Origin of the sequence: Pseudomonas sp. GM25, assembly GCF_000282255.1 — a bacterium.
GTDB classification, from domain to species: domain Bacteria; phylum Pseudomonadota; class Gammaproteobacteria; order Pseudomonadales; family Pseudomonadaceae; genus Aquipseudomonas; species Aquipseudomonas aphyarum.
Genome location: NZ_AKJQ01000056.1, coordinates 25,417 through 45,612, shown reverse-complemented (window position 1 = coordinate 45,612; position 20,196 = coordinate 25,417). Strand labels below are relative to the sequence as shown.

20 protein-coding genes are annotated in these 20,196 nt (G+C 63.0%); 6 read left to right on the top strand and 14 right to left on the bottom strand.

Annotation, left to right across the window (positions count from 1 at the left end; translation table 11 throughout):
- Positions 1-148 precede the first annotated feature (148 nt).
- Positions 149-1,063 carry a DMT family transporter gene (locus tag PMI24_RS22200; protein WP_007957908.1) on the top strand — a complete coding sequence of 305 codons (915 nt, stop codon included), beginning with the start codon at positions 149-151 and terminating at the stop codon, positions 1,061-1,063.
- On the opposite strand, the gene PMI24_RS22195 is transcribed toward PMI24_RS22200, so the two are convergent.
- The 4 genes from PMI24_RS22195 to PMI24_RS22180 form a co-directional block, all read right to left on the bottom strand.
- Entirely contained in the window at positions 1,053-2,285 is a 1,233-nt protein-coding gene (locus PMI24_RS22195; RefSeq protein ID WP_007957905.1) for a class I SAM-dependent methyltransferase, read from the bottom strand. The genes PMI24_RS22200 and PMI24_RS22195 overlap by 11 nt on opposite strands.
- A gap of 90 nt (positions 2,286-2,375) precedes the next feature.
- Entirely contained in the window at positions 2,376-2,993 is a 618-nt protein-coding gene (locus tag PMI24_RS22190) for a TPM domain-containing protein (RefSeq protein WP_007957902.1), read from the bottom strand.
- 28 nt (positions 2,994-3,021) lie between these two features.
- Positions 3,022-3,774 (bottom strand): TPM domain-containing protein, encoded by a 753-nt coding sequence (locus tag PMI24_RS22185; protein WP_007957900.1) that lies wholly within the window; start codon positions 3,772-3,774, stop codon positions 3,022-3,024.
- A gap of 13 nt (positions 3,775-3,787) precedes the next feature.
- Positions 3,788-4,396, bottom strand: coding sequence for a LemA family protein (locus tag PMI24_RS22180; protein WP_007957897.1), 609 nt, complete (start codon positions 4,394-4,396; stop codon positions 3,788-3,790).
- A gap of 260 nt (positions 4,397-4,656) precedes the next feature.
- Here PMI24_RS22180 and bglX point away from each other — a divergent pair, with 260 nt between their 5' ends.
- Complete coding sequence (gene bglX / locus PMI24_RS22175) at positions 4,657-6,948, top strand: beta-glucosidase BglX (RefSeq protein ID WP_007957895.1); 2,292 nt, start codon at positions 4,657-4,659, stop codon at positions 6,946-6,948.
- Positions 6,949-7,081: 133 nt separating this feature from the next.
- On the opposite strand, the gene PMI24_RS22170 is transcribed toward bglX, so the two are convergent.
- From PMI24_RS22170 to PMI24_RS22130, 9 genes are all read right to left on the bottom strand, one after another.
- Positions 7,082-8,239, bottom strand: a complete 1,158-nt coding sequence (locus PMI24_RS22170; RefSeq protein ID WP_007957893.1) for a phospholipase D-like domain-containing protein — start codon at positions 8,237-8,239, stop codon at positions 7,082-7,084.
- A 1-nt stretch (position 8,240) separates the two neighbouring features.
- A complete protein-coding gene (locus PMI24_RS22165; RefSeq protein WP_007957891.1) occupies positions 8,241-8,831 on the bottom strand; it encodes a YceI family protein in 591 nt (196 codons plus the stop codon).
- A gap of 81 nt (positions 8,832-8,912) precedes the next feature.
- A complete protein-coding gene (locus PMI24_RS22160; RefSeq protein WP_007957889.1) occupies positions 8,913-9,683 on the bottom strand; it encodes an IclR family transcriptional regulator in 771 nt (256 codons plus the stop codon).
- A gap of 59 nt (positions 9,684-9,742) precedes the next feature.
- Complete coding sequence (locus tag PMI24_RS22155; protein WP_007957887.1) at positions 9,743-11,200, bottom strand: amidase; 1,458 nt, start codon at positions 11,198-11,200, stop codon at positions 9,743-9,745.
- Complete coding sequence (locus PMI24_RS22150) at positions 11,197-12,507, bottom strand: citrate-proton symporter (RefSeq protein WP_007957885.1); 1,311 nt, start codon at positions 12,505-12,507, stop codon at positions 11,197-11,199. Before PMI24_RS22150 ends, PMI24_RS22155 begins: the two co-directional genes overlap by 4 nt.
- A 79-nt stretch (positions 12,508-12,586) precedes the next feature.
- Complete coding sequence (locus PMI24_RS22145; RefSeq protein ID WP_007957884.1) at positions 12,587-13,762, bottom strand: M20 aminoacylase family protein; 1,176 nt, start codon at positions 13,760-13,762, stop codon at positions 12,587-12,589.
- A gap of 143 nt (positions 13,763-13,905) precedes the next feature.
- Positions 13,906-14,208, bottom strand: a complete 303-nt coding sequence (locus PMI24_RS22140) for a hypothetical protein (protein WP_007957883.1) — start codon at positions 14,206-14,208, stop codon at positions 13,906-13,908.
- A complete protein-coding gene (locus tag PMI24_RS22135; protein ID WP_007957881.1) occupies positions 14,205-15,284 on the bottom strand; it encodes a serine hydrolase domain-containing protein in 1,080 nt (359 codons plus the stop codon). The genes PMI24_RS22140 and PMI24_RS22135 overlap by 4 nt, the downstream gene beginning before the upstream one ends.
- Positions 15,285-15,315: 31 nt before the next feature.
- Positions 15,316-16,221 (bottom strand): acyl-CoA dehydrogenase family protein, encoded by a 906-nt coding sequence (locus PMI24_RS22130; RefSeq protein WP_007957879.1) that lies wholly within the window; start codon positions 16,219-16,221, stop codon positions 15,316-15,318.
- Between the two features lie 153 nt (positions 16,222-16,374).
- Here PMI24_RS22130 and olsB point away from each other — a divergent pair, with 153 nt between their 5' ends.
- Entirely contained in the window at positions 16,375-17,130 is a 756-nt protein-coding gene (gene olsB / locus PMI24_RS22125) for an L-ornithine N(alpha)-acyltransferase (protein ID WP_007957877.1), read from the top strand.
- Entirely contained in the window at positions 17,130-17,924 is a 795-nt protein-coding gene (locus PMI24_RS22120) for a lysophospholipid acyltransferase family protein (RefSeq protein ID WP_007957869.1), read from the top strand. Before olsB ends, PMI24_RS22120 begins: the two co-directional genes overlap by 1 nt.
- A 14-nt stretch (positions 17,925-17,938) precedes the next feature.
- Here the strand turns inward: PMI24_RS22120 and PMI24_RS22115 are convergent, their stop codons facing one another.
- On the bottom strand, positions 17,939-18,511 hold the full coding sequence (locus PMI24_RS22115) for an acyl carrier protein phosphodiesterase (RefSeq protein WP_007957868.1): 573 nt from the start codon (positions 18,509-18,511) through the stop codon (positions 17,939-17,941).
- 171 nt (positions 18,512-18,682) lie between these two features.
- On the opposite strand from PMI24_RS22115, the gene PMI24_RS22110 reads away from it, so the two are divergent.
- Together PMI24_RS22110 and PMI24_RS22105 are read left to right on the top strand one after the other, a co-directional pair.
- Positions 18,683-18,985, top strand: coding sequence for an ArsR/SmtB family transcription factor (locus PMI24_RS22110; RefSeq protein WP_007957866.1), 303 nt, complete (start codon positions 18,683-18,685; stop codon positions 18,983-18,985).
- Between the two features lie 33 nt (positions 18,986-19,018).
- Positions 19,019-20,182 (top strand): MFS transporter, encoded by a 1,164-nt coding sequence (locus PMI24_RS22105; RefSeq protein WP_007957864.1) that lies wholly within the window; start codon positions 19,019-19,021, stop codon positions 20,180-20,182.
- Positions 20,183-20,196: the final 14 nt, after the last annotated feature.

The following is a 20,196-nucleotide window of genomic DNA, read 5'->3' as shown; positions in this document are numbered from 1 at the left end:
TGCGCAGGAATATTCACAGTAGCCCAAGGACCGCGATGGCGTTCGCAAACTGTATGGATAACTCTGCGCTCAGCTGTAACAGCCCGATTGCCGTGGTTTGTGGCTAGATGAAGACACCTCCCTGCCACCCTCGAATCTGGTTGCCAACATGTCTTCGCGCGAAAACACCGGCATGGCCCTCGGCCTGCTCGGCGTGGTGATTTTCAGCCTCACCCTGCCCTTCACCCGCATCGTGGTGCAGGAACTGCACCCGCTGCTCAACGGCCTGGGCCGTGCGTTGTTCGCGGCGATTCCGGCGGCGGCGCTGCTGTTGTGGCGACGGGAAAAGTGGCCGACCTGGAAGCAGGTCAAAGGCCTGAGTCTGGTGATCGCCGGGGTGATTCTCGGTTTCCCGGTGCTGTCGGCGTGGGCCATGCAAACCTTGCCGGCGTCCCATGGCGCGCTGGTCAACGGTTTGCAGCCGCTGTGCGTGGCGCTGTACGCCGCGTGGCTGTCCCATGAACGACCGTCGAAAGCCTTCTGGGCCTGCGCCGCGTTGGGCAGTGCGCTGGTGCTGGGTTATGCGTTGTACACCGGCGCCGGCAGCATTCAGGCCGGGGATTTGCTGATGTTGGGTGCGATTGCGGTAGGCGGCCTGGGTTATGCCGAGGGCGGGCGTCTGGCCCGGGAGATGGGCGGCTGGCAGGTGATCTGCTGGGCGCTGGTGCTGTCGACGCCGCTGCTGATCGGCCCGGTGCTGTATCTGGCGTTCCAGCATCAGGGTGCGGTGTCGACGAAAACCTGGTGGGCCTTCGGTTATGTCGCGCTGTTTTCGCAGTTTCTGGGCTTCTTCGCCTGGTACGCCGGGCTGGCCATGGGTGGCATTGCCCGGGTCAGTCAGATCCAGTTGTTGCAGATCTTCTTCACCATCGCGTTTTCCGCGCTGTTCTTTGGGGAACACGTGGAGCCGATCACCTGGCTGTTTGCCTGCGGCGTGATCGCGACGGTGATGCTCGGTCGCAAGACCGCGGTGCGCCCGGCGCAACCGGGCACCTTACCGGCCGGGGTTCAGCTCAAGCCTTGAGCTTCAGCAGGCCGTCAGCGAGCAGCAGGGTTTCGAGGCAGTGCTCGCTGATCTGGTAGAAAGCCTTCAGCTCCTGAATCTTCACCAGCAACTGAGTCGGGTCCACCGGCTCGGCGCGCTTCACGGCGAGGATCATCTTGTTCTTGTTGGTGTGGTCCAGGGAGATGAACTCGAACACCTTGGTCTCGTAACCGCAGGCTTCAAGGAACAGCGCACGCAAGCTGTCGGTGACCATTTCCGCCTGCTGGCCCAGGTGCAGGCCGTATTGCAACATCGGCTTGAGCAGCGCCGGGCTCTGGATCTGCAAGCGGATCTGTTTGTGGCAGCACGGCGAGCACATGATGATCGATGCACCGGAGCGGATGCCGGTGTGGATCGCGTAGTCGGTGGCGATATCACAGGCGTGCAGGGCGATCATCACGTCCAGCTCACTCGGCGCCACGCTGCGCACATCGCCGCATTTGAACACCAGCCCCGGGTGTTCCAGCTTCGCGGCGGCGGTGTTGCACAGGTTGACCATCTCTTCACGCAGCTCGACGCCGGTGACTTCGCCCTCGGCCTTCAACGTGTTGCGCAAATAGTCATGAATGGCGAACGTCAGATAACCCTTGCCCGAACCGAAATCCGCCACCCGCACCGGTTTGTCCAGGGCCAGTGGCGACGAGGTCAGGGCGTGGCTGAAGACTTCGATGAACTTGTTGATCTGCTTCCACTTGCGCGACATCGCCGGGATCAGCTCGTGCTGGGCGTTGGTCACGCCCAGATCCTTGAGGAACGGCCGATTCAGATCGAGGAAACGGTTTTTCTCGCGGTTGTGCTCGGCGGAAGGCACTTCGCGCAATTGCTGAGGTTTGCTCATGAACAGCGAGCTCTTGCCCTTTTTGCTGTATTCGAGCTGGGCTTCGTCAGTCAGCGCCAGCAAATGCGCATTTTTGAACGCCGACGGCAGCAGCCCGGCAATCGTCGTCACCGCTTCGTCCAGCGGCAGGTTCTTGGTGATATCGCGGGTCTTGTAGCGATAAACGAAGGACAGGCACGGCTGCGCCTTGACCGTCACAGGCTTGATGATGATCCGCTGCAGATCCGCTTCTTCGCCGACGTACTTTGCCAGCACCAATTTGATGAAGCCGTTCTGTTCGAGGCTGGTTTGCAGCAGCTCGATGAACCGGGCGTGGTGATCGGGCGCCGGTTTGGCAGATGCGGAGGGAGCGGTAACGGACATGGGAAAAAACGGCCTCGGACGGGCAAATCGGGAATGGGCGCTAGTTTAGGGGGGATGACGTTCGAGGGCACGGCTAATTTCCCGAACGGCTTATCCCAACACCACCAACCGATTCGGCAACTCATTCCTCACCTGCGTCACCGGCACATGCACCTTCAGCAACTCCCCGCACGCCTCGATACAAGTGACAAACCCCTGCAACGTCTGCCCCTGCCTTACCTGCTCGGTAAACGCCGCGACAATCGAATCCCAGCTCTTGTTATCCAGCTTTCTGGAGATCCCTTCATCCACCAGAATTTCCACATACCGCTCCGCCTCGCAGACAAAAATCAGCATGCCGGTGCTGCCCACCGTGTGATGCAGGTTCTGTTCGAGAAACTGCCGACGCGCCAGGTTCGAGGCGCGCCAGTGGCGGACGTGGCGCGGGATCAGATGAGTGGTGACCTTGGGCAGGCGAAACACCAGGCACAGCACGACAAAACTGACCCACTGCACCAGCAACAGGCTGTGCATCGTCAGCCAGCCGGTCAGGTAGTGCACGATACCCGGCACCACCAGCGCCAGCAGGCTGGCCCACAGCAGCGGGATGTACGCGTAGTCGTCGGCGCGGGCCGCGAGCACCGTCACCAGTTCGGCGTCGGTGTCGCGCTCGACCCGGGCGATGGCCTCGGCGACCTTGCGTTGTTCGTGTTCAGTCAGTAATGCCATGTCGTGAAGTGCCTGCTCATTATTGTTATCACCAGCCGCCGGAGGACCCGCCCCCGCCGAAACTGCCACCGCCGCCGCTGAAGCCCCCGCCTCCACCGCCGCCGCCAAAACCACCGCCACCAAAGCCGCCCCCTCCTCCGGAGCCGCCCCGGCCGGCGGGAAGGATACCGAGCATCTGGCAGACAAAAACAGTCAGGATGAACAACATCACCAGAAATACGAACAACGCCGGGTGCCGCGAGACAAAATCATCGGCGGGATCGCCAGCCGATTCATACACCGTGGACGGTTCGTCCAGCGGATTGCCGCCCAGTACCACCAGCATCGCCGCCACGCCGTCGCTGATGCCCTTGCTGAAGTTGCCGGCCTTGAACGACGGTGTGATCACCTGATGGATGATCACCGAACTCTGGGCATCGGTCAGGCGATCCTCCAGCCCGTAGCCGACTTCGATGCGCAATTTGCGCTCGTCCCGGGCGACGATCAACAGGGCGCCGTTGTTCTTGTCCTTCTGGCCGATGCCCCAGTGCCGGCCGAGTTCGACGCCGTAGTCCTCGATGGTGGCGCCTTGCAGGTTCGGCAAGGTCACGACCACCAACTGCTCGCCGGTCGCCTGTTCGTGGGCCTGCAATTGCTGGCTCAGTTGCGCGCGCACCGACGGCTCGATCATCTGCGCGTCGTCCACCACCCGCCCGGTCAGCGCCGGAAAGGTCAACTCGGCCCGGGCGCTGACGGCGAACAGCCACAGCATCAGCACCAGGCCCATCTTCAACACACGCATGGGCATCACCGGGTCAGAACTTCACTTCCGGGGCCTTGTCCGCGCCGGGGCTGGTGGCTTCGAAGGTCTCGCGGATCGGCAGATCGCTGTACATCACGCTGTGCCACAGGCGACCGGGAAAGGTGCGGATCTCGGTGTTGTACTTCTGCACTGCCAGAATGAAATCCCGTCGGGCCACGGCGATGCGGTTTTCCGTGCCCTCGAGTTGCGATTGCAGGGCGAGGAAGTTCTGGTTGGCCTTCAGGTCCGGATAGCGTTCGGACACCACCATCAAGCGGCTCAAGGCACCGGTCAGTTGATCCTGGGCCTGCTGGAACTGCTTGAGCTTTTCCGGGTTGTCGAGGGTGCTGGCATCGACCTGGATCGAAGTCGCCTTGGCCCGGGCCTCGATAACGGCGGTCAGGGTTTCTTCCTCGTGCTTGGCGTAACCCTTCACGGTTTCCACCAGATTGGGGATGAGGTCGGCGCGCCGCTGGTACTGGTTCTGCACCTGGCCCCAGGCGGCCTTGGCCTGTTCGTCGAGGGTCGGGATGTTGTTGATGCCGCAAGCGGTCAACAACGTGGCCAGCACCAGCAAGGTGGCGACCTGCAAACGCGAGCGGTAGACAGGACTGACATTCATAGGACGGGTGCTCCCTTGCACATTTCATGAAAATTCGAGCGCGAAACCTTCTCGGTCGGCTCTTGGGGCATAATCGCCCGCGCCACTGGATTGCGGCGGGCCGATGGGCTAAAAAGAGGCCCTGCGCGATCACGCTGCTCGATCCGGCAGCGTTTATTCGGCGTCGTTTTTTTGCGTCAACACCCGAACAACAATAGTCGCTCCCTAAATTTTGGCTGGCCGGCGTTGTAACGCCGTTTGCGCCCTTGAGAAAACTATTCATGAAGAAGCTGTGTTTGCTGGGCCTGTTCGTCAGCCTGGCCAGTCATCAGGTACTGGCCGCCACGACCCCGGTACCCCTGGAAAACAAGGACGCGTTCATCAGCAACCTGATGAAGCAAATGACCCTCGACGAGAAGATCGGCCAGTTGCGCCTGATCAGCATCGGTCCGGAAATGCCTCGCGAACTGATCCGTAAAGAGATCGCCGCTGGCAACATCGGTGGCACGTTCAACTCGATCACCCGCCCGGAAAACCGTCCGATGCAGGACGCTGCCATGCGCAGCCGCCTGAAGATCCCGATGTTTTTCGCGTACGACGTGATCCACGGTCACCGTACGATTTTCCCGATTCCGCTGGCCCTGGCATCGAGCTGGGACATGGACGCCATCGGCCAGTCCGGGCGCGTTGCCGCCAAAGAGGCCGCCGCCGACAGCCTCGACATCACCTTCGCGCCGATGGTCGACATCTCCCGCGACCCGCGCTGGGGCCGTAGCTCCGAAGGTTTCGGTGAAGACACCTACCTGACCTCGCGCATCGCCAAAGTCATGGTCAAGGCCTATCAGGGCGAGACCCCAAGCGCAGCCGACAGCATCATGGCCAGCGTCAAGCACTTCGCCCTGTACGGCGCTGTCGAGGGTGGTCGCGACTACAACACCGTCGACATGAGCCCGGTGAAGATGTACCAGGACTACCTGCCACCGTACCGCGCGGCCATCGACGCCGGCGCCGGCGGCGTGATGGTGGCGTTGAACTCGATCAACGGTATCCCGGCCACCGCCAACACCTGGCTGATGAACGACCTGCTGCGCAAGGACTGGGGCTTCAAGGGCCTGGCGGTCAGCGACCACGGCGCGATCTTCGAACTGATCAAGCACGGCGTGGCCCGCGACGGTCGTGAAGCAGCGAAGCTGGCGATCAAGGCCGGCATCGACATGAGCATGAACGACACCCTGTACGGCAAAGAGCTGCCGGGGCTGCTCAAGTCCGGCGAGATCGAACAGAAAGACATCGACAACGCGGTGCGTGAAGTCCTCGCCGCCAAGTACGACATGGGCCTGTTCAAGGACCCGTACCTGCGCATCGGCAAGGCTGAAGACGATCCGGCCGACACCTACGCCGACAGCCGCCTGCACCGCGCCGACGCCCGTGAAGTGGCGCGTCGCAGTCTGGTGCTGCTGAAGAACCAGAACGAAACCCTGCCGCTGAAGAAGACCGCCAAAGTCGCGTTGGTCGGCCCGCTGGCCAAGGCCCCGATCGACATGATGGGCAGCTGGGCCGCCGCCGGTCGTCCAGCACAATCGGTGACCCTGTTCGACGGCATGAGCAATGTGATCGGCGACAAGGCGAACCTGATCTACGCCCGTGGCGCCAACATCACCAGCGACAAGAAGGTTCTCGACTACCTGAACTTCCTCAACTTCGACGCCCCGGAAGTGGTCGATGACCCGCGTCCGGCCAACGTGTTGATCGACGAAGCGGTGAAAGCCGCCAAGGATGCAGACGTAGTGGTTGCAGCCGTGGGTGAATCCCGTGGTATGTCCCACGAATCGTCGAGCCGCACCGACCTGAACATCCCGGAAAACCAGCGCGAGCTGATCCGTGCCCTGAAAGCCACCGGCAAGCCGTTGGTGCTGGTGCTGATGAACGGCCGTCCGCTGACCATCCTCGAAGAGAAAGAACAGGCCGACGCGATTCTGGAAACCTGGTTCAGCGGCACCGAGGGCGGCAACGCCATCGCCGACGTGCTGTTCGGCGACTACAACCCGTCGGGCAAACTGCCGGTGACCTTCCCGCGCTCCGTGGGCCAGATCCCGACCTACTACAACCACCTGAGCATTGGCCGGCCGTTCACGCCGGGCAAACCGGGCAACTACACCTCTCAGTATTTCGATGACACCACCGGGCCGCTGTTCCCGTTCGGTTACGGCCTGAGCTACACCAACTTCAGCCTGAGCGACATGGCGCTGTCCTCGACCACCCTGAACGCCACCGGCAAGCTCGACGCCAGTGTCATGGTCAAGAACACCGGCAAGCGTGACGGCGAAACCGTGGTGCAGCTGTATATCCAGGACGTCACCGGGTCGATGATCCGTCCGGTCAAGGAGCTGAAGAACTTCCAGAAAATCATGCTCAAGGCTGGCGAGCAGAAAGTCGTGCACTTCACCATCACCGAAGATGACCTGAAGTTCTACAACGCCCAGCTCAAGTACGCAGCCGAGCCTGGCAAATTCAACGTGCAGATCGGCCTGGATTCCCAGGACGTGACGCAGCAGAGCTTTGAATTGCTGTAACAGTTTTCACACCGCAAAAACCTGTGGGAGCGAGCTTGCTCGCGATGAGGCCATGACATTCAATATCTATGTTGTCTGTCGGATCTCTATCGCGAGCAGGCTCGCTCCCACATTTGGTTTTGAGGTGTAACGACTATCCGCGTCTATCCAGCAGATTGACCACCACCCGATCCACCCACCCCCAGATCCGCTGCTTCACCCGCCGCCACAACGGCCGGCGCTGCCATTCCTCCAGACTCACCTGCTGACTCAGGCCAAAGTCCTTCTCGAAACTCGCCGCCACCGCTGCCGTCAATGACGGGTCCAGCGCTTCCAGATTCGCTTCAAGATTGAAGCGCAGATTCCAGTGATCGAAATTGCATGAACCGATGCTGACCCAATCGTCCACCAGCACCATTTTCAGGTGCAGGAAACACGGCTGGTATTCGTAGATTTTCACCCCGGCCTTGAGCAGGCGCGGGTAGTAGCGATGCCCCGCATAGCGCACCGACGGATGATCGGTGCGCGGCCCGGTCAGCAGCAGGCGCACGTCGAGACCTCGGGCGGCAGCCTTGCGCAGGGAGCGGCGGATTTTCCAGGTCGGCAGAAAGTACGGCGTGGCCAGCCAGATCCGTTTCTGGCCGCTGTTCAGCGCGCGGAACAACGATTGCAGAATGTCGCGGTGCTGGCGGGCGTCGGCGTAGGCCACGCGGCCCATGCCCTCGCCCGTGTCCGGCACGCGCGGCAGCCGTGGCAGGCCGAAATGCGCGTTGGGCCGCCAGGCCCGGCGATGGCGGTTGGCGATCCATTGGCGGTCGAACAGCAATTGCCAGTCGAGCACCAGCGGGCCGGTGATTTCCACCATGACCTCGTGCCATTCGCTGGTGTCGTGGCCCGGCGTCCAGAACTCATCGGTGACCCCGGTGCCGCCGACCACCGCCAGACGCTGGTCGACCAACAACAGCTTGCGATGATCGCGATAGAAATTGCCGACCCAGCGCCGCCAGTTCAGCCGATTGTAAAAACGCAGCTCGACCCCGGCACCGGTCAGCCGCCGGCGCAACGTGAGGGTGAAGGCGAGGCTGCCGTAATCGTCGAACAGGCAACGCACCCGCACGCCCCGCTCCGCCGCCAGCACCAGCGCCTGCACGATGGTTTCGGCACAGGCGCCGGCTTCCACCAGATACAGCTCCAGTTCGATCTGCTCGCGGGCGCGGGCGATCTCGTCGAGCATACGCGGGAAGAATTGCGGGCCGTCGATCAACAGCTCGAAGCGGTTGCCATCACGCCACGGAAACACCGCGCCGCGCATGTCAGCGCGCCGTGAAGATCAGCACCGCACCCACCGGCACCGACAGACTGATGGCCGACAGGCCGGCCATGTTGCGCAGGCTTTCCAGGCCCGGCAGCAGATCGAAATCCTCGGCGCTGATCACCAGCGGCTCCAGGGTCACCACTTGAAAGCGTCGGTCATCGAGGCGCGTGGCGAGCAGTTCGGCGGGGTATTCATGCTGTTTGCCGTGCAGATTGACGGTCAGCGGCAGGCGCAATTCAAGCTGCGCGCCGGGGGCCAGATCGTTGATCGGGCGCAGGTCGATTTGCGTAGTGATGGTCGCTTCGGGGAATTGCTCGATCTGGAACAACTCCTTGCGCATGCGCTCGTCGCGCAGCGGGATGCCGCTGTTGATCGAGTCCAGCTCGACTTCGACTTCGGCGCGGCCATCGGGATCGACCTTGCCGTGCAGCACCAGAAAGCGCTGCACTTCGGACACGTTGGCGTTTTTCGTGCTGACGAACGACAGCCGCGACGACTCGCCGTCCAGATACCAGTTGGCCTGGGCCGGCAGCGCAGCGGCGCCCAGCAGCAGGCCGGCGAAGGCGTTGCACAGAGAACGGTTGAACATTGAAGACTCGTGGGGCCGATAAACCTGCACGAACCTTAACTGGCCACGGCGTTATTGCAAACTGTCAGTCTGTGCAAACGCTCAGGCCAGTGCCTGCTGCACCTCGCCGATGCTCGACGCGAGGCTGTTGAGATGCAGGCTCAGCACCCGCTCCACCGGCGCCTGATCCATCGGCCAGTGAAGCGCCATGCTGCCGACCAGTTGCCCTTGCGCGCGGATCGGCAAGGCCACCGCGCGAATCAGGAACGGCAGGCGCACCGGGTATTCCCAATAGCCTTCGGTGCGCTGGCCGAAGCCCTGATGCAAGGCTTGCTCGGTGGCCTGCAATACACCGTCATCCGCCAACTGTTCGCGTTCGGCCAAGCGCTTTACGTCCTGGCTGTCGAGTTCGCCAAGGCACGCGCGACCCATGGCCGAATGAAACAGGCTCGCGTGATGGCCGACGATTTGGCAGTTGTTCGGATAGCGCTTGCGCAACACCTGCGGGATTGCGCTTTCCATCACTTCGACCCGTTCGCCGTCGAAGCACGACAGATCCGCCACCAGCCCGGTGCGCTCGCTGAGCTCCAGCAACATCGGCGCGGCGCTCTCCACCAGATGGCGCTTGAAGCGTTGCTGGCGATCACCGAACAGGCGCTTGGCGCACAACCGGTAGCGGCGGTCGCTGAGGCCGCGATAGATCCAGCCCTGCTCCTGCAAGGTCGCGAGCATCCGCGACACCGTGGCCTTGGGCAGCGACGTCAGGTAGTGCAATTCCTCCAGCCCCAGCGCCTGATGCTCGCCGAGCAACTCGACGATGGCCAGCGCCCGTTCGACCGAGCGCACGCTGCCGGTGTCTGCCTTGCTGCCCATGTGTTCGACCTCCATGGATACGGATGAAAGATCACTTCGTGCAGCAAGATGCGGGCCGCTCAGGCCGATTGCAGGCATGCCGGCGGTCGCCGTTCGACCCAGCGGGTCAGCTGTTCATGGGCGTAAGCCAGTTGCAGCACTGCCCGATCCGCCTGGGCCGGGCCGATGATTTGCAGGCCCATCGGCAGCCCGGCCGGGTTGAAACCGACGGGCACGCTGATGCTCGGCAGCCCCGCCAGAGTCGGGCCGATCACCACTTCCATCCAGCGGTGATAGGTGTCCATGGTCTGCCCGCCGACGACTCGCGGCCACGGCTGCTGTGCATCAAAAGGGAACACTTGGGCGGTGGGCAACAGCAGAAAATCGTAACGCTCGAACAACTCGCTCAACGCGCGATACCACTCGCTACGCGCGACCGACGCCTGATAGACCTCGGCTGCCGTCAGACGCAGACCGCCCTCGATTTCCCATTGCGCTTCGGGTTTGAGCAGCGCCCGTTTTTGCGGATCGGCATAAGCCGCGCCGAGGCTGCCCTGCACCAGAAAATGCCGGTGGGTGAGCCAGGTCTGCCACAGGCGGTCCATGGAGAAGTCCGGCTGACAGGCCTCGACCTGACAGCCCAGCGCACTGAAATCCGCCAGCGCCGATTCGCACAGGCTCAACACGCCGTCGTCCATCGGCAGATAGCCGTTGTAATCGCCGAGCCAGCCGAGGCGCAGGCCGCTGCAGTCCTGTTGCAGATCCAGCCCGAAATCCCGTGGTTCATCGGCCAGCGACAGCGGCACGCGCGGATCGTAGCCGGCTTGGGTCGAAAGCAATCGCGCAACGTCGGTGACCGTGCGGCCCATCGGTCCTTCGGTGGCCAGTTGCTGGACGAACACTTCCGGCATCGGGCCATGGGGCACGCGGCCCTGGGACGGACGAAAGCCGAATACGTTGTTGAATGCCGCCGGGTTGCGCAGCGAGCCCATCATGTCGCTGCCGTCGGCCACCGGCAGCAGGCGCAGGGCCAGCGCCACCGCCGCCCCGCCGCTGCTGCCGCCGGCGATCAGGCCCGGATCGTAGGCGTTGGTGGTGGTGCCGAACACGCTGTTGTAGGTCTGCGAGCCAAGGCCGAATTCCGGGACGTTGCTCTTGCCGATGATGATCGCGCCGCAGTCGCGAACCCGCGCCACGCTGATCGCATCGTGCTGCGGCACTTGCTCGGCGAACAGCGGCGAGCCGAGGGTCGTGCGCAATCCGGCGGTGGCCGCCAGGTCTTTGATCGCCTGGGGCATACCGTGCATCCAGCCCCGGGATTCGCCGCGATCCAGTTGCCGGTCGCATTCTTCGGCCTCGCTCAGCAGCACGTCTTGCGGGCGCAGCGAGACCAGCGCGTTGACCGCCGGATTGAAGCGGTCGATGTGCGTCAGATACGCCTGCATCACCTCGCGGCACGACACCTTGCGGGCATGGATCGCCCGGGACAGCGCATCGGCGTCGAGGGCGACAATCGGATCAATGGCTAACGGACTCACGGTTTCACTCCCAGGTTGAGCGCAACGGATTTCTTTGCGCGTGGTGCCTCCTGCAAACAGTAAGTACCGAGCAGGGTCAGCAGGCAAGCGAACAGGACATAGAACGACGGCGCCACCGGGGTGTTCAGAACTTTACTCAGCCAGGTGACGATCAGCGGCGCGAAACCACCGAACACCATCACCGCCACGTTGTAGGCCACCGACACGCCGGTGGAGCGCACTTCAATCGGGAACTGTTCGGCCAGTGCCGTCGGAGCCGGACCGAAGAACCCGCCAATCGCCGTGCACAGCAGCAGTTGCATCACCAGCAAACGCTCGATCGAAGGCGCCGCCGCGACCCACACATACAGCGGATAGACCATGACGAAAAACGCCAGGGTGAAGGCCATCAGCACCGGCCGCCGACCGAGGCGATCCGACAGGGCACCGGAGAACGGAATCACCACGGTCATCAACCCCACCGCGAGCATCTGCACCAGCAGCACCTGATCCAGCGGCAAGCCGAGGTTCTTGTGGGCGAAGGTCGGCATATTCACCAGCACCACGTAGAACGACACCGTCGCCCCGCAGGCCAAACCCATCGACACCAGCAGACTACGGCGATGTTCGCGCAGCACCTGCCACAAGCCCGGCGCGGCGCCTTTGGCTTTCTTGCGCGCTTCGAGAAATTCTTCCGGTTCTTCCATGTGCTTGCGAATCCACAAGCCCACCGGGCCGATCAACAGGCCGAGCACGAACGGAATCCGCCAGCCCCAACTGTCCAGCGCTTCGGGGGAAAACAGGTGCGTGACCAGCGCCACCATCGCCGCGCCGCTGAACACCGCCAGGCATTGCCCGACCAGTTGCCACGAACCGTACAAACCCTTGCGATGGGCCGGCGCGCTTTCCACCAGAAACGCCGTGGCACTGGCGTACTCACCGCCCGTGGCAAAGCCCTGAAGCATCCGCGCCACCACGATCAGCAACGGCGCGCCCATGCCGATGGCGGCGTAGTTCGGTGCGAACGCGATCAGGGCGATGGACACGGTCATCAGGCGGATGATCATCTGCATCGCCGCCTTGCGACCTTTGCGGTCGGAGTAGATGCCGAGCAGGATGCCGCCCACCGGGCGCATGAAAAAACCGACGCCGAAAGTCGCCAGCGCCATCAGCAGCGAGGCGTAGTCGTCGTCGGACGGGAAAAATTGCCGGGCGATGATGCTCGCCAGAAAGCCGTAAACGATGAAGTCATACCATTCCAGGGCGTTGCCGATGACGGCGGCGACCACTTGCCGGGTGCGCGAAACGCCTTCGTTGGAAGTCTGCATGGGGATTCTCCAGAAGCTGTTGGTTGACCACGCAGGCACGTGCGCACCTGCGTTCCAGCGGCAGCAAAAAGTGAAGAAATCAGGCCGGCTTGAGCCAGCTCTCGGTGAGCGCGCCCCAATACGCCGCGCCGGTCAGCAGAATGTCATCGTTAAAATCGTAGGCCGGGTTATGCACCATCGGCCGCGCCACGCCGTTGCCGATGAACAGGTAGGCGCCGGGGCAACGCTGGAGCATCCAGGCGAAGTCTTCGCTGCCCATCAGTTTGGGGGTGTTGCCATCCACGGCATCGGTGCCGACCAGTTCGACGCCGACCTGACGGGCGAACTCGGTTTCAGCGGCGTGGTTGACCAGCACCGGGTAGGCCGGGCGGTGCTCGATGGTTGAGGTGCAGCCGAAGCTTTCGGCCTGGGCTTCGATGATCGAGCGCACGCGGTCCAGGGTCTGTTCGCGAACCTCGGCATTCAGCGCACGCAGGCTCAGGCGCAGGATCGCCTGTTGCGGAATCACGTTCGCCGCCTCGCCGGCCTGCAATGCGCCGACCGTTACCACCGCTGCCTGCTGCGCGTCGATGTTGCGCGCGACCACGGTTTGCAAAGCCATCACCACACTCGCTGCGGCGACCAGCGGATCCACCGCCAGATGCGGCATCGAGCCGTGGCCGCCGACGCCTTCAATCATCACCGTGAGCAGATCCTGCGAAGCCATCATCGGCCCTTCGCGAAAGCCCAGATGCCCCGCTGGCAAACCCGGCATGTTGTGCATGCCGAACAGCGCGTCGCACGGGAAGCGCTCGAGCAGGCCATCGGCAAGCATCGCTTCGGCCCCGCCCTGCCCCTCTTCGGCGGGCTGAAAAATCAGCGTCAGGGTGCCGTCGAACTGACGGGTCGCCGCCAGATAACGCGCCGCACCGAGCAACATCGCGGTGTGCCCGTCGTGGCCACAGGCGTGCATGCAGCCTTGATGACGGCTGCTGTAGGCGACGCCGGTGTTCTCGATGATCGGCAGCGCATCCATGTCGGCCCGCAGCCCGAGTTTGCGTGTGCTGCTGCCGTTGCGCAGCACGCCGACCACGCCGGTCTTGCCGACGCCGGTGTGGACTTCATAGCCCCAGTCTTCGAGCGACCGGGCGACCAGCGCCGAGGTGCGGCTTTCCTCGAAACCGAGTTCAGGGTGGGCGTGAATGTCCTGGCGGGTGGCGTGCAGGTCGCTGGCCACGTCGTTGAGCCAGGCCAGAATGTGCTGATGTCGGGGCATGACGGTTCTCCTCGCGCGGGTGTTCCCGGTCTTGTTGTTCGGTGTTGTTTCACGACACGTGAACGGCAGGTCGTGCTCACCGCCAGATAACCGCGAGACACGCGAGAGGACAATCGAATGTGGTTCCACAGGGTGGAACCGGATCAGGGTTGCAGGCGACAGCCCTGGCGCTCGCCTTGCCACTGGGCGCTGTTGCTGCGTCCCAGGCCGCTGGCGGTGACGATTTTTTGCGTGCGGTCATCGGTCAGTTCGCTGGGCAGCCATTGCTTCACGTAGCCCCGGCAATACTCGGCGTCGTTGTTCATGACGTAGCGGCACGAGCAATATTCCTTGGCGGTGTAGGCGCTGATGATGTCCGGGAAGGCCCACAGGTTTTCGCGCTCGTGCCAGCCCCAGCCCAGCAACACGATCAATAGCACCAGCAGGATGCGTCTGAGCAGTTTCATGGCCGCACCGCCCCGAGCACGCGCTTGAGCAATTCGTTGTGGCGATAGCTGCCGTCGCGGTCATCGGCGTAGCGCACGATCACCAGTTTTTCGCTCGGGATCACGTACAACGCCTGGCCCCAATGACCGAGGGCGGCGAAGGTGTCGGGCGGTGCTTCGGGCCATGGCGGCGGCGCGCCGTCTGCCGGGCGATTGAGCCACCACTGGCCGCCGGGTACGGCTTCGTCCTGATGGGCCTTGTAGCCGGCGAAGGGTTGGCGATTGAAGGCGACCCAGTCTTTGGGCAGCAACTGCCGGTCGTTCCAGCGTCCGTCCCGTTCCATCAACAGGCCGATTCGCGCCAAATCCCGCGCCGTCATATAGGCGTAGGAAGACGCGACGAAGGTGCCCGTGGCATCGGTTTCCCATGTGGCATGGCGGATGCCCAGTGGATCGAAAAGTGCTGTCCACGGATAGTCGGGATAACGCTGCGGGCCGACGATAGTTTTCAGCGCGGCAGCCAACAGATTACTGTCGCCGCTGGAATAACGGAATGCCTGCCCCGCCGGCGCGTAGCTGTCGTGATCGGCGGTGAAGGCGGCCATGTCGCGGTGGCCACGGGTATAGAGCATCGCCACCACCGAGGACTTCAGCGGGGCGTATTCGTAGTCTTCCTGCCAGTCGATGCCCGAGGCCCAGTGCAGCAGATCCTTGAGGGTGATGGCCGGGTGTTTTTCCAGCACCGGGTAAAACTTCGCGGCCGGATCATTGAGCTTGAACAGGCCTTCGCCGTACGCCACGCCGAACACCGTGGCCATCAGGCTTTTGCTGATCGACCAGGTCAGGTGCGGGGTGTCGGCGGTGGTCGCGGCGGCGTAGCGTTCGTAGATGACCTGGCCGTCGCGGATCACCAGCAAGGCGTCGGTGCGGATGCCCTGGCGCGTGCTGTCATCGCGAGTCGGGAAGGCGTAGGCCTCCAACGCATCGACGGTCGGACTGGTGAGTTTCGCGCCGGTCGGCCATTGCTCGCCCGGCCATTGTTCGGCCTGAACCGTGAAGCTGATCAACAGCAGAAACAGGGACAGGCCTTTGAACATGGTGAGGGCTCTGGGGATGAACCTGACAAGACTAGCCGGCGTTCATGACAGATGTGTTTTGACTTGCCGCCAACGCCTTGGCCAGTCGTTTGGCCCGCGCGCCAGCCGCCAGCTGCATGACCGACTGATCGCGCTGCCACATCGCCGCCCACTCAGGATTGCCGTCACGCAGGGCCTGATCGACTTCCGCTTTGAGCCCGTCGAACTGCGCAAACAATCCGCCGAGCAACACATGCCCGGCGGGATTGTTCGGCGGCTGGCGACTGACCTCCGAACATCCGGCCAACAGCGCCAGCAAACGCAATTGCAGCGGCTGCGGCCAGCCGCTGTCCTGACCGACGCCGTACAACCACGCGGTCATTGCACTCAACACGTAAACGTCTTCAAGGGTACGGAACGGTTTGACGTAGGCATCCCAACCGTCCCCGGCGAGCAACTCACACAACGCATCGTCGAGATGCAACCGGCCATGGCTGATGTCGGGCATCAACGGCAACGCCGGGAGTTTTTCCACCCGCACGCCGGGTTCGCCGGGATACACCACCGCCAGACTCAGGCGCGGTGATTCGCCGGGTTGTTCGTTGCGCGCGGCGATCAGCAGCCAGTCCGCCGCATCGCCGGCGGTGACGAAATCCTTTTGCCCGGTGAGACGCAGATCCGTGAGCCGGGTCTGCATGTCCGCCGGGCGCAGGCTGCGCTGCTCGGTCGCACACAACGCGCCGAGGCTCGGCGGCGCACTCGGCCAGAGCATCCGCAACGCCGCCTGATAGCCCACCAGAAACGCCAGCCCCGGCGATGCCATCCGCCGCCCTCCCGCCACCGCCAGTTCGAACGGCGTCACGCTGCCCAGTTGATGCAGCAACGTGGCGAAACCCTCCGCCAGATCGGCAACAGCGGGCAGGCGTTCGCGGCATTCAAGCAGGGTCGACCAGGTCATCAGAGGCTCCTCGTGGGCTGTCATATAAGCATCACCAAACATTCATGGCGATGACACCGGGGCTACATAGCCTGACTTTGCACAACACGGCTGCATAAAGAAAGTCGATCGGCTGCAACCCATGACGGGTTCAAGGCCCGTACGGAGATTCACATGACTCAGATCGCCCGCATCAGCGACACCGGCAATGAACGCCGCCTGCAAGCCGAACGCCTGATCGGCGCCGAGGCCTTGCAGCAAGCCCAGGCCTTGCGCTTCAACGTGTTCAGCGGCGAGTTCAACGCCAAGCTGAACGGCGCGGAGCTGGGTCTGGACATGGATGACTATGATGTTCACTGCAGCCACATCGGCGTGCGTGACCTGAACACCGGCCGCCTGGTGGCGACCACCCGTTTGCTCGATCACACCGCCGCCAGCAGCCTGGGCAAGTTCTACAGCGAAGAAGAATTCAGCCTGCACGGCCTCGCCGGTCTGCAAGGCCCGATCCTGGAAATCGGCCGCACCTGCGTCGACCCGGCCTACCGCAACGGCGGCACCATCGCCGTGCTGTGGGGCGAACTGGCCGAAGTGCTGAATCAGGGCGGCTACAGCTATCTGATGGGCTGCGCAAGCATCCCGATGCAGGACGGCGGCGTGCAGGCCCACGCGATCATGCAGCGCCTGCGCGAGCGTTATCTGTGCACCGAACACCTGCGCGCCGAACCGAAGAATCCGCTGCCAAGCCTCGACATTCCGTCGAACGTGATCGCCGAAATGCCACCGCTGCTCAAGGCCTACATGCGCCTGGGCGCGAAGATCTGCGGCGAGCCGTGCTGGGACGAAGATTTCCAGGTCGCCGACGTGTTCATCCTGCTCAAGCGCGACGAACTCTGCCCGCGCTACGCCAAGCACTTCAAGGCGGCCGTGTGATGAGCCGGCTGCGGGTGTACGCGCGGATCGCGCGAGTGCTGCTGGTGGTGACGCTGGGCCTGAGCATGGCCAGTGTCTTCGGAGTATTCGAACGTCTGGGTCTGGCCCATTCGATGGAGCGTCGGCAGCGCTGGTCGCGTTTTTTCATGGCGCGTTTGAGCAATGCCCTGCCCTTTCGCGTGACCGTTCACGGCGAGCTGCCGAAGCAGCCGATGCTGTGGGTCAGCAACCATGTGTCGTGGACCGACATTCCGCTGCTCGGGATGCTCACGCCGCTGTCGTTTCTGTCCAAGGCTGAAGTGCGCACCTGGCCGGTGGCCGGCTGGCTGGCAGCGAAGGCCGGCAGCCTGTTCATCCGTCGCGGCTCGGGCGACAGCCAGTTGATCCGCAAGCAGATGACCCGTCACCTGCAAACCGATCATCCACTGCTGATGTTCCCGGAAGGCACCACCACCGACGGCCGTTCGCTGCGTACCTTTCATGGTCGCCTGCTGTCGGCGGCGATTGATTCCGAGGTGAAGCTGCAACCGGTGGCGATCCGTTATCTGCGCGACGGCAAGATCGATTCGCTGGCGCCGTTCATTGGTGACGATGATCTGCTGTCGCACCTGATGCGCCTGTTCAGCAACGACTGCGGCGATGTCGAGATTCATCTGCTCAAGCCGATTGCCTGCCAGGGCCGCGAACGCGCGGCACTGGCGTACGAAGCCCAGCAAGCGGTGCAGAAAGCCTTGTTCGGTGATGTGCTCAAACCGGTCGAAGCGCAACACGCCCGCGATCTGATCGCGGCCTGATCGGCGAAGCCTGCCTACAGCTGCCGGCCGGCAAAGTCCTGCAGCTGTGGGTAGAACAAACGAAAGTCCTCGCTCAACGGTTCGTACAACCGGCGCAATTCCTCCATCGCCCCCGCCAGTTCTTCAGGCCGGGTCAGGCGCCGGGAGATCCCGCGCAACACCTGCTCCAGCACTTCGAATTGCTGATACGAACCCAACCAGTCATTGGCGACCATGTGCGGGGCGATCTTCGCCAGGCGCTCGGGCAATTGCCGCTCGCTGGACAGCACGCGATAAACGTCGGTGGTGAATTGGCCGAGCGGCCGGTCGGCGTATTGCGTCCAGTCCCGCGCCAGACAATGGTCGAAAAACACGTCGAGAACGATGCCCGCGTAACGGCGGCGAGTCGTGGAAAACCGCGCCAGTGAAGCGTCCACCAATGGATGGCGATCAGTGAACACGTCGATCTGTCGATGCAGGGCAATCGCCGCTTCGATCTCCGGGTCGAACTGCCCTTGCAGCCGCCCTTTGACGAAATCGCCATACAGACTGCCAAGCAGTTGACCGGGGCGCTGGCCACCGAGGTGTAAATGTGCGAGATAGTTCATGGGCGCAGCTTAGCACCGCGCCCGCGTTTGTTTACACCTCACATATCGTTATAACCCGATATACCGATTTATGCGGTCATCAGATCAAATTCATATTGGTATATCGCGAAGTACCGATTTAAAGTTCGCCTCATCGCGATATAGCGCTACACACATCACGAGCACCCAGCCATGAACATTGACCTCGACGAAATAATAAAAGCCCTGGCACACCCAGTACGGCGAGACATCCTCAACTGGCTGAAAGACCCGAAAGCCCAGTTTCCGGAACAGATCCACAACCACGAGTACGGCATCTGCGCCGGGCAGATCGATCAACGTTGCGGCCTGTCGCAATCGACCGTTTCCGCCCACCTGGCCACCCTGCAACGGGCAGGACTGATCAGCAGCCAGAAAGCCGGCCAGTGGCACTTTTTCAAACGCAACGAGGACGTGATCCAGGCGTTCCTCAGCACCCTCAGCAAAGAGCTCTGACCCTTAACGTCAGCCAGCCAAAAGGAACCAACGATGCCCCTCTCGCTACTCATACTCGCCTTGAGCGCCTTCGCCATCGGCACCACCGAGTTCGTCATCATGGGCCTGCTGCCCAATGTGGCGGCCGACCTCGGTGTGTCGATTCCCGGCGCCGGCTGGCTGGTGACCGGCTACGCCCTGGGCGTGGCGATTGGTGCACCGTTCATGGCAATGGCCACTGCAAAACTGCCGCGCAAGGCTGCACTGGTAACGCTGATGGGCATCTTCATTATCGGCAACCTGCTCTGCGCCATCGCCACTGACTACGAGGTGCTGATGTTTGCCCGAGTGGTTACCGCCCTCTGCCACGGTGCGTTCTTCGGCATCGGTTCGGTGGTCGCGGCCAACCTGGTGGCGCCGAACAAACGCGCCTCGGCCGTGGCCCTGATGTTTACCGGCCTGACCCTGGCCAACGTGCTGGGCGTACCGCTGGGCACCGCGCTCGGTCAGGAAGCCGGTTGGCGCTCGACCTTCTGGGCAGTGACCGTGATCGGTGTGATCGCGCTGATCGGCCTGATCCGCTTCCTGCCGGCCAAACGTGACGAAGAAAAACTCGACATGCGTGCCGAACTGGCCGCGCTCAAAGGCGCCGGAATCTGGCTGTCCCTGAGCATGACCGCGCTGTTCGCCGCCTCGGTGTTCACCCTGTTCACTTACGTCGCGCCGCTGCTGGGCGATGTCACCGGCGTCTCGCCTCGTGGCGTGACCTGGACCCTGATGCTCATCGGCCTGGGCCTGACCGTCGGCAACATCATCGGCGGCAAACTGGCCGACAAAGGCCTGGCCGCCACGCTGATCGGCGTGTTCATCGCCATGGCCGTGACCTCCACCGTACTGACCTGGACCAGCATCGCGCTGATCCCGACCGAAATCACCCTGTTCCTCTGGGCTACCGCGTGCTTCGCCGCCGTGCCTGCCCTGCAAGTGAACGTCGTGACCTACGGCCAGGCCGCACCGAACCTGGTCTCGACCCTGAACATCGGCGCCTTCAACGTCGGCAACGCCCTCGGCGCCTGGGTCGGCGGCAGCGTCATCGCCCACGGCTACGGCCTGACCAGCGTGCCTCTCGCCGCCGCAGCACTCGCGGTCCTGGCCCTGCTGGTGACCCTGATCACATTCCGCCAGAACGGCAATCCCGAGCTGGCCACCGCTAACTGATTCACTCACTTACC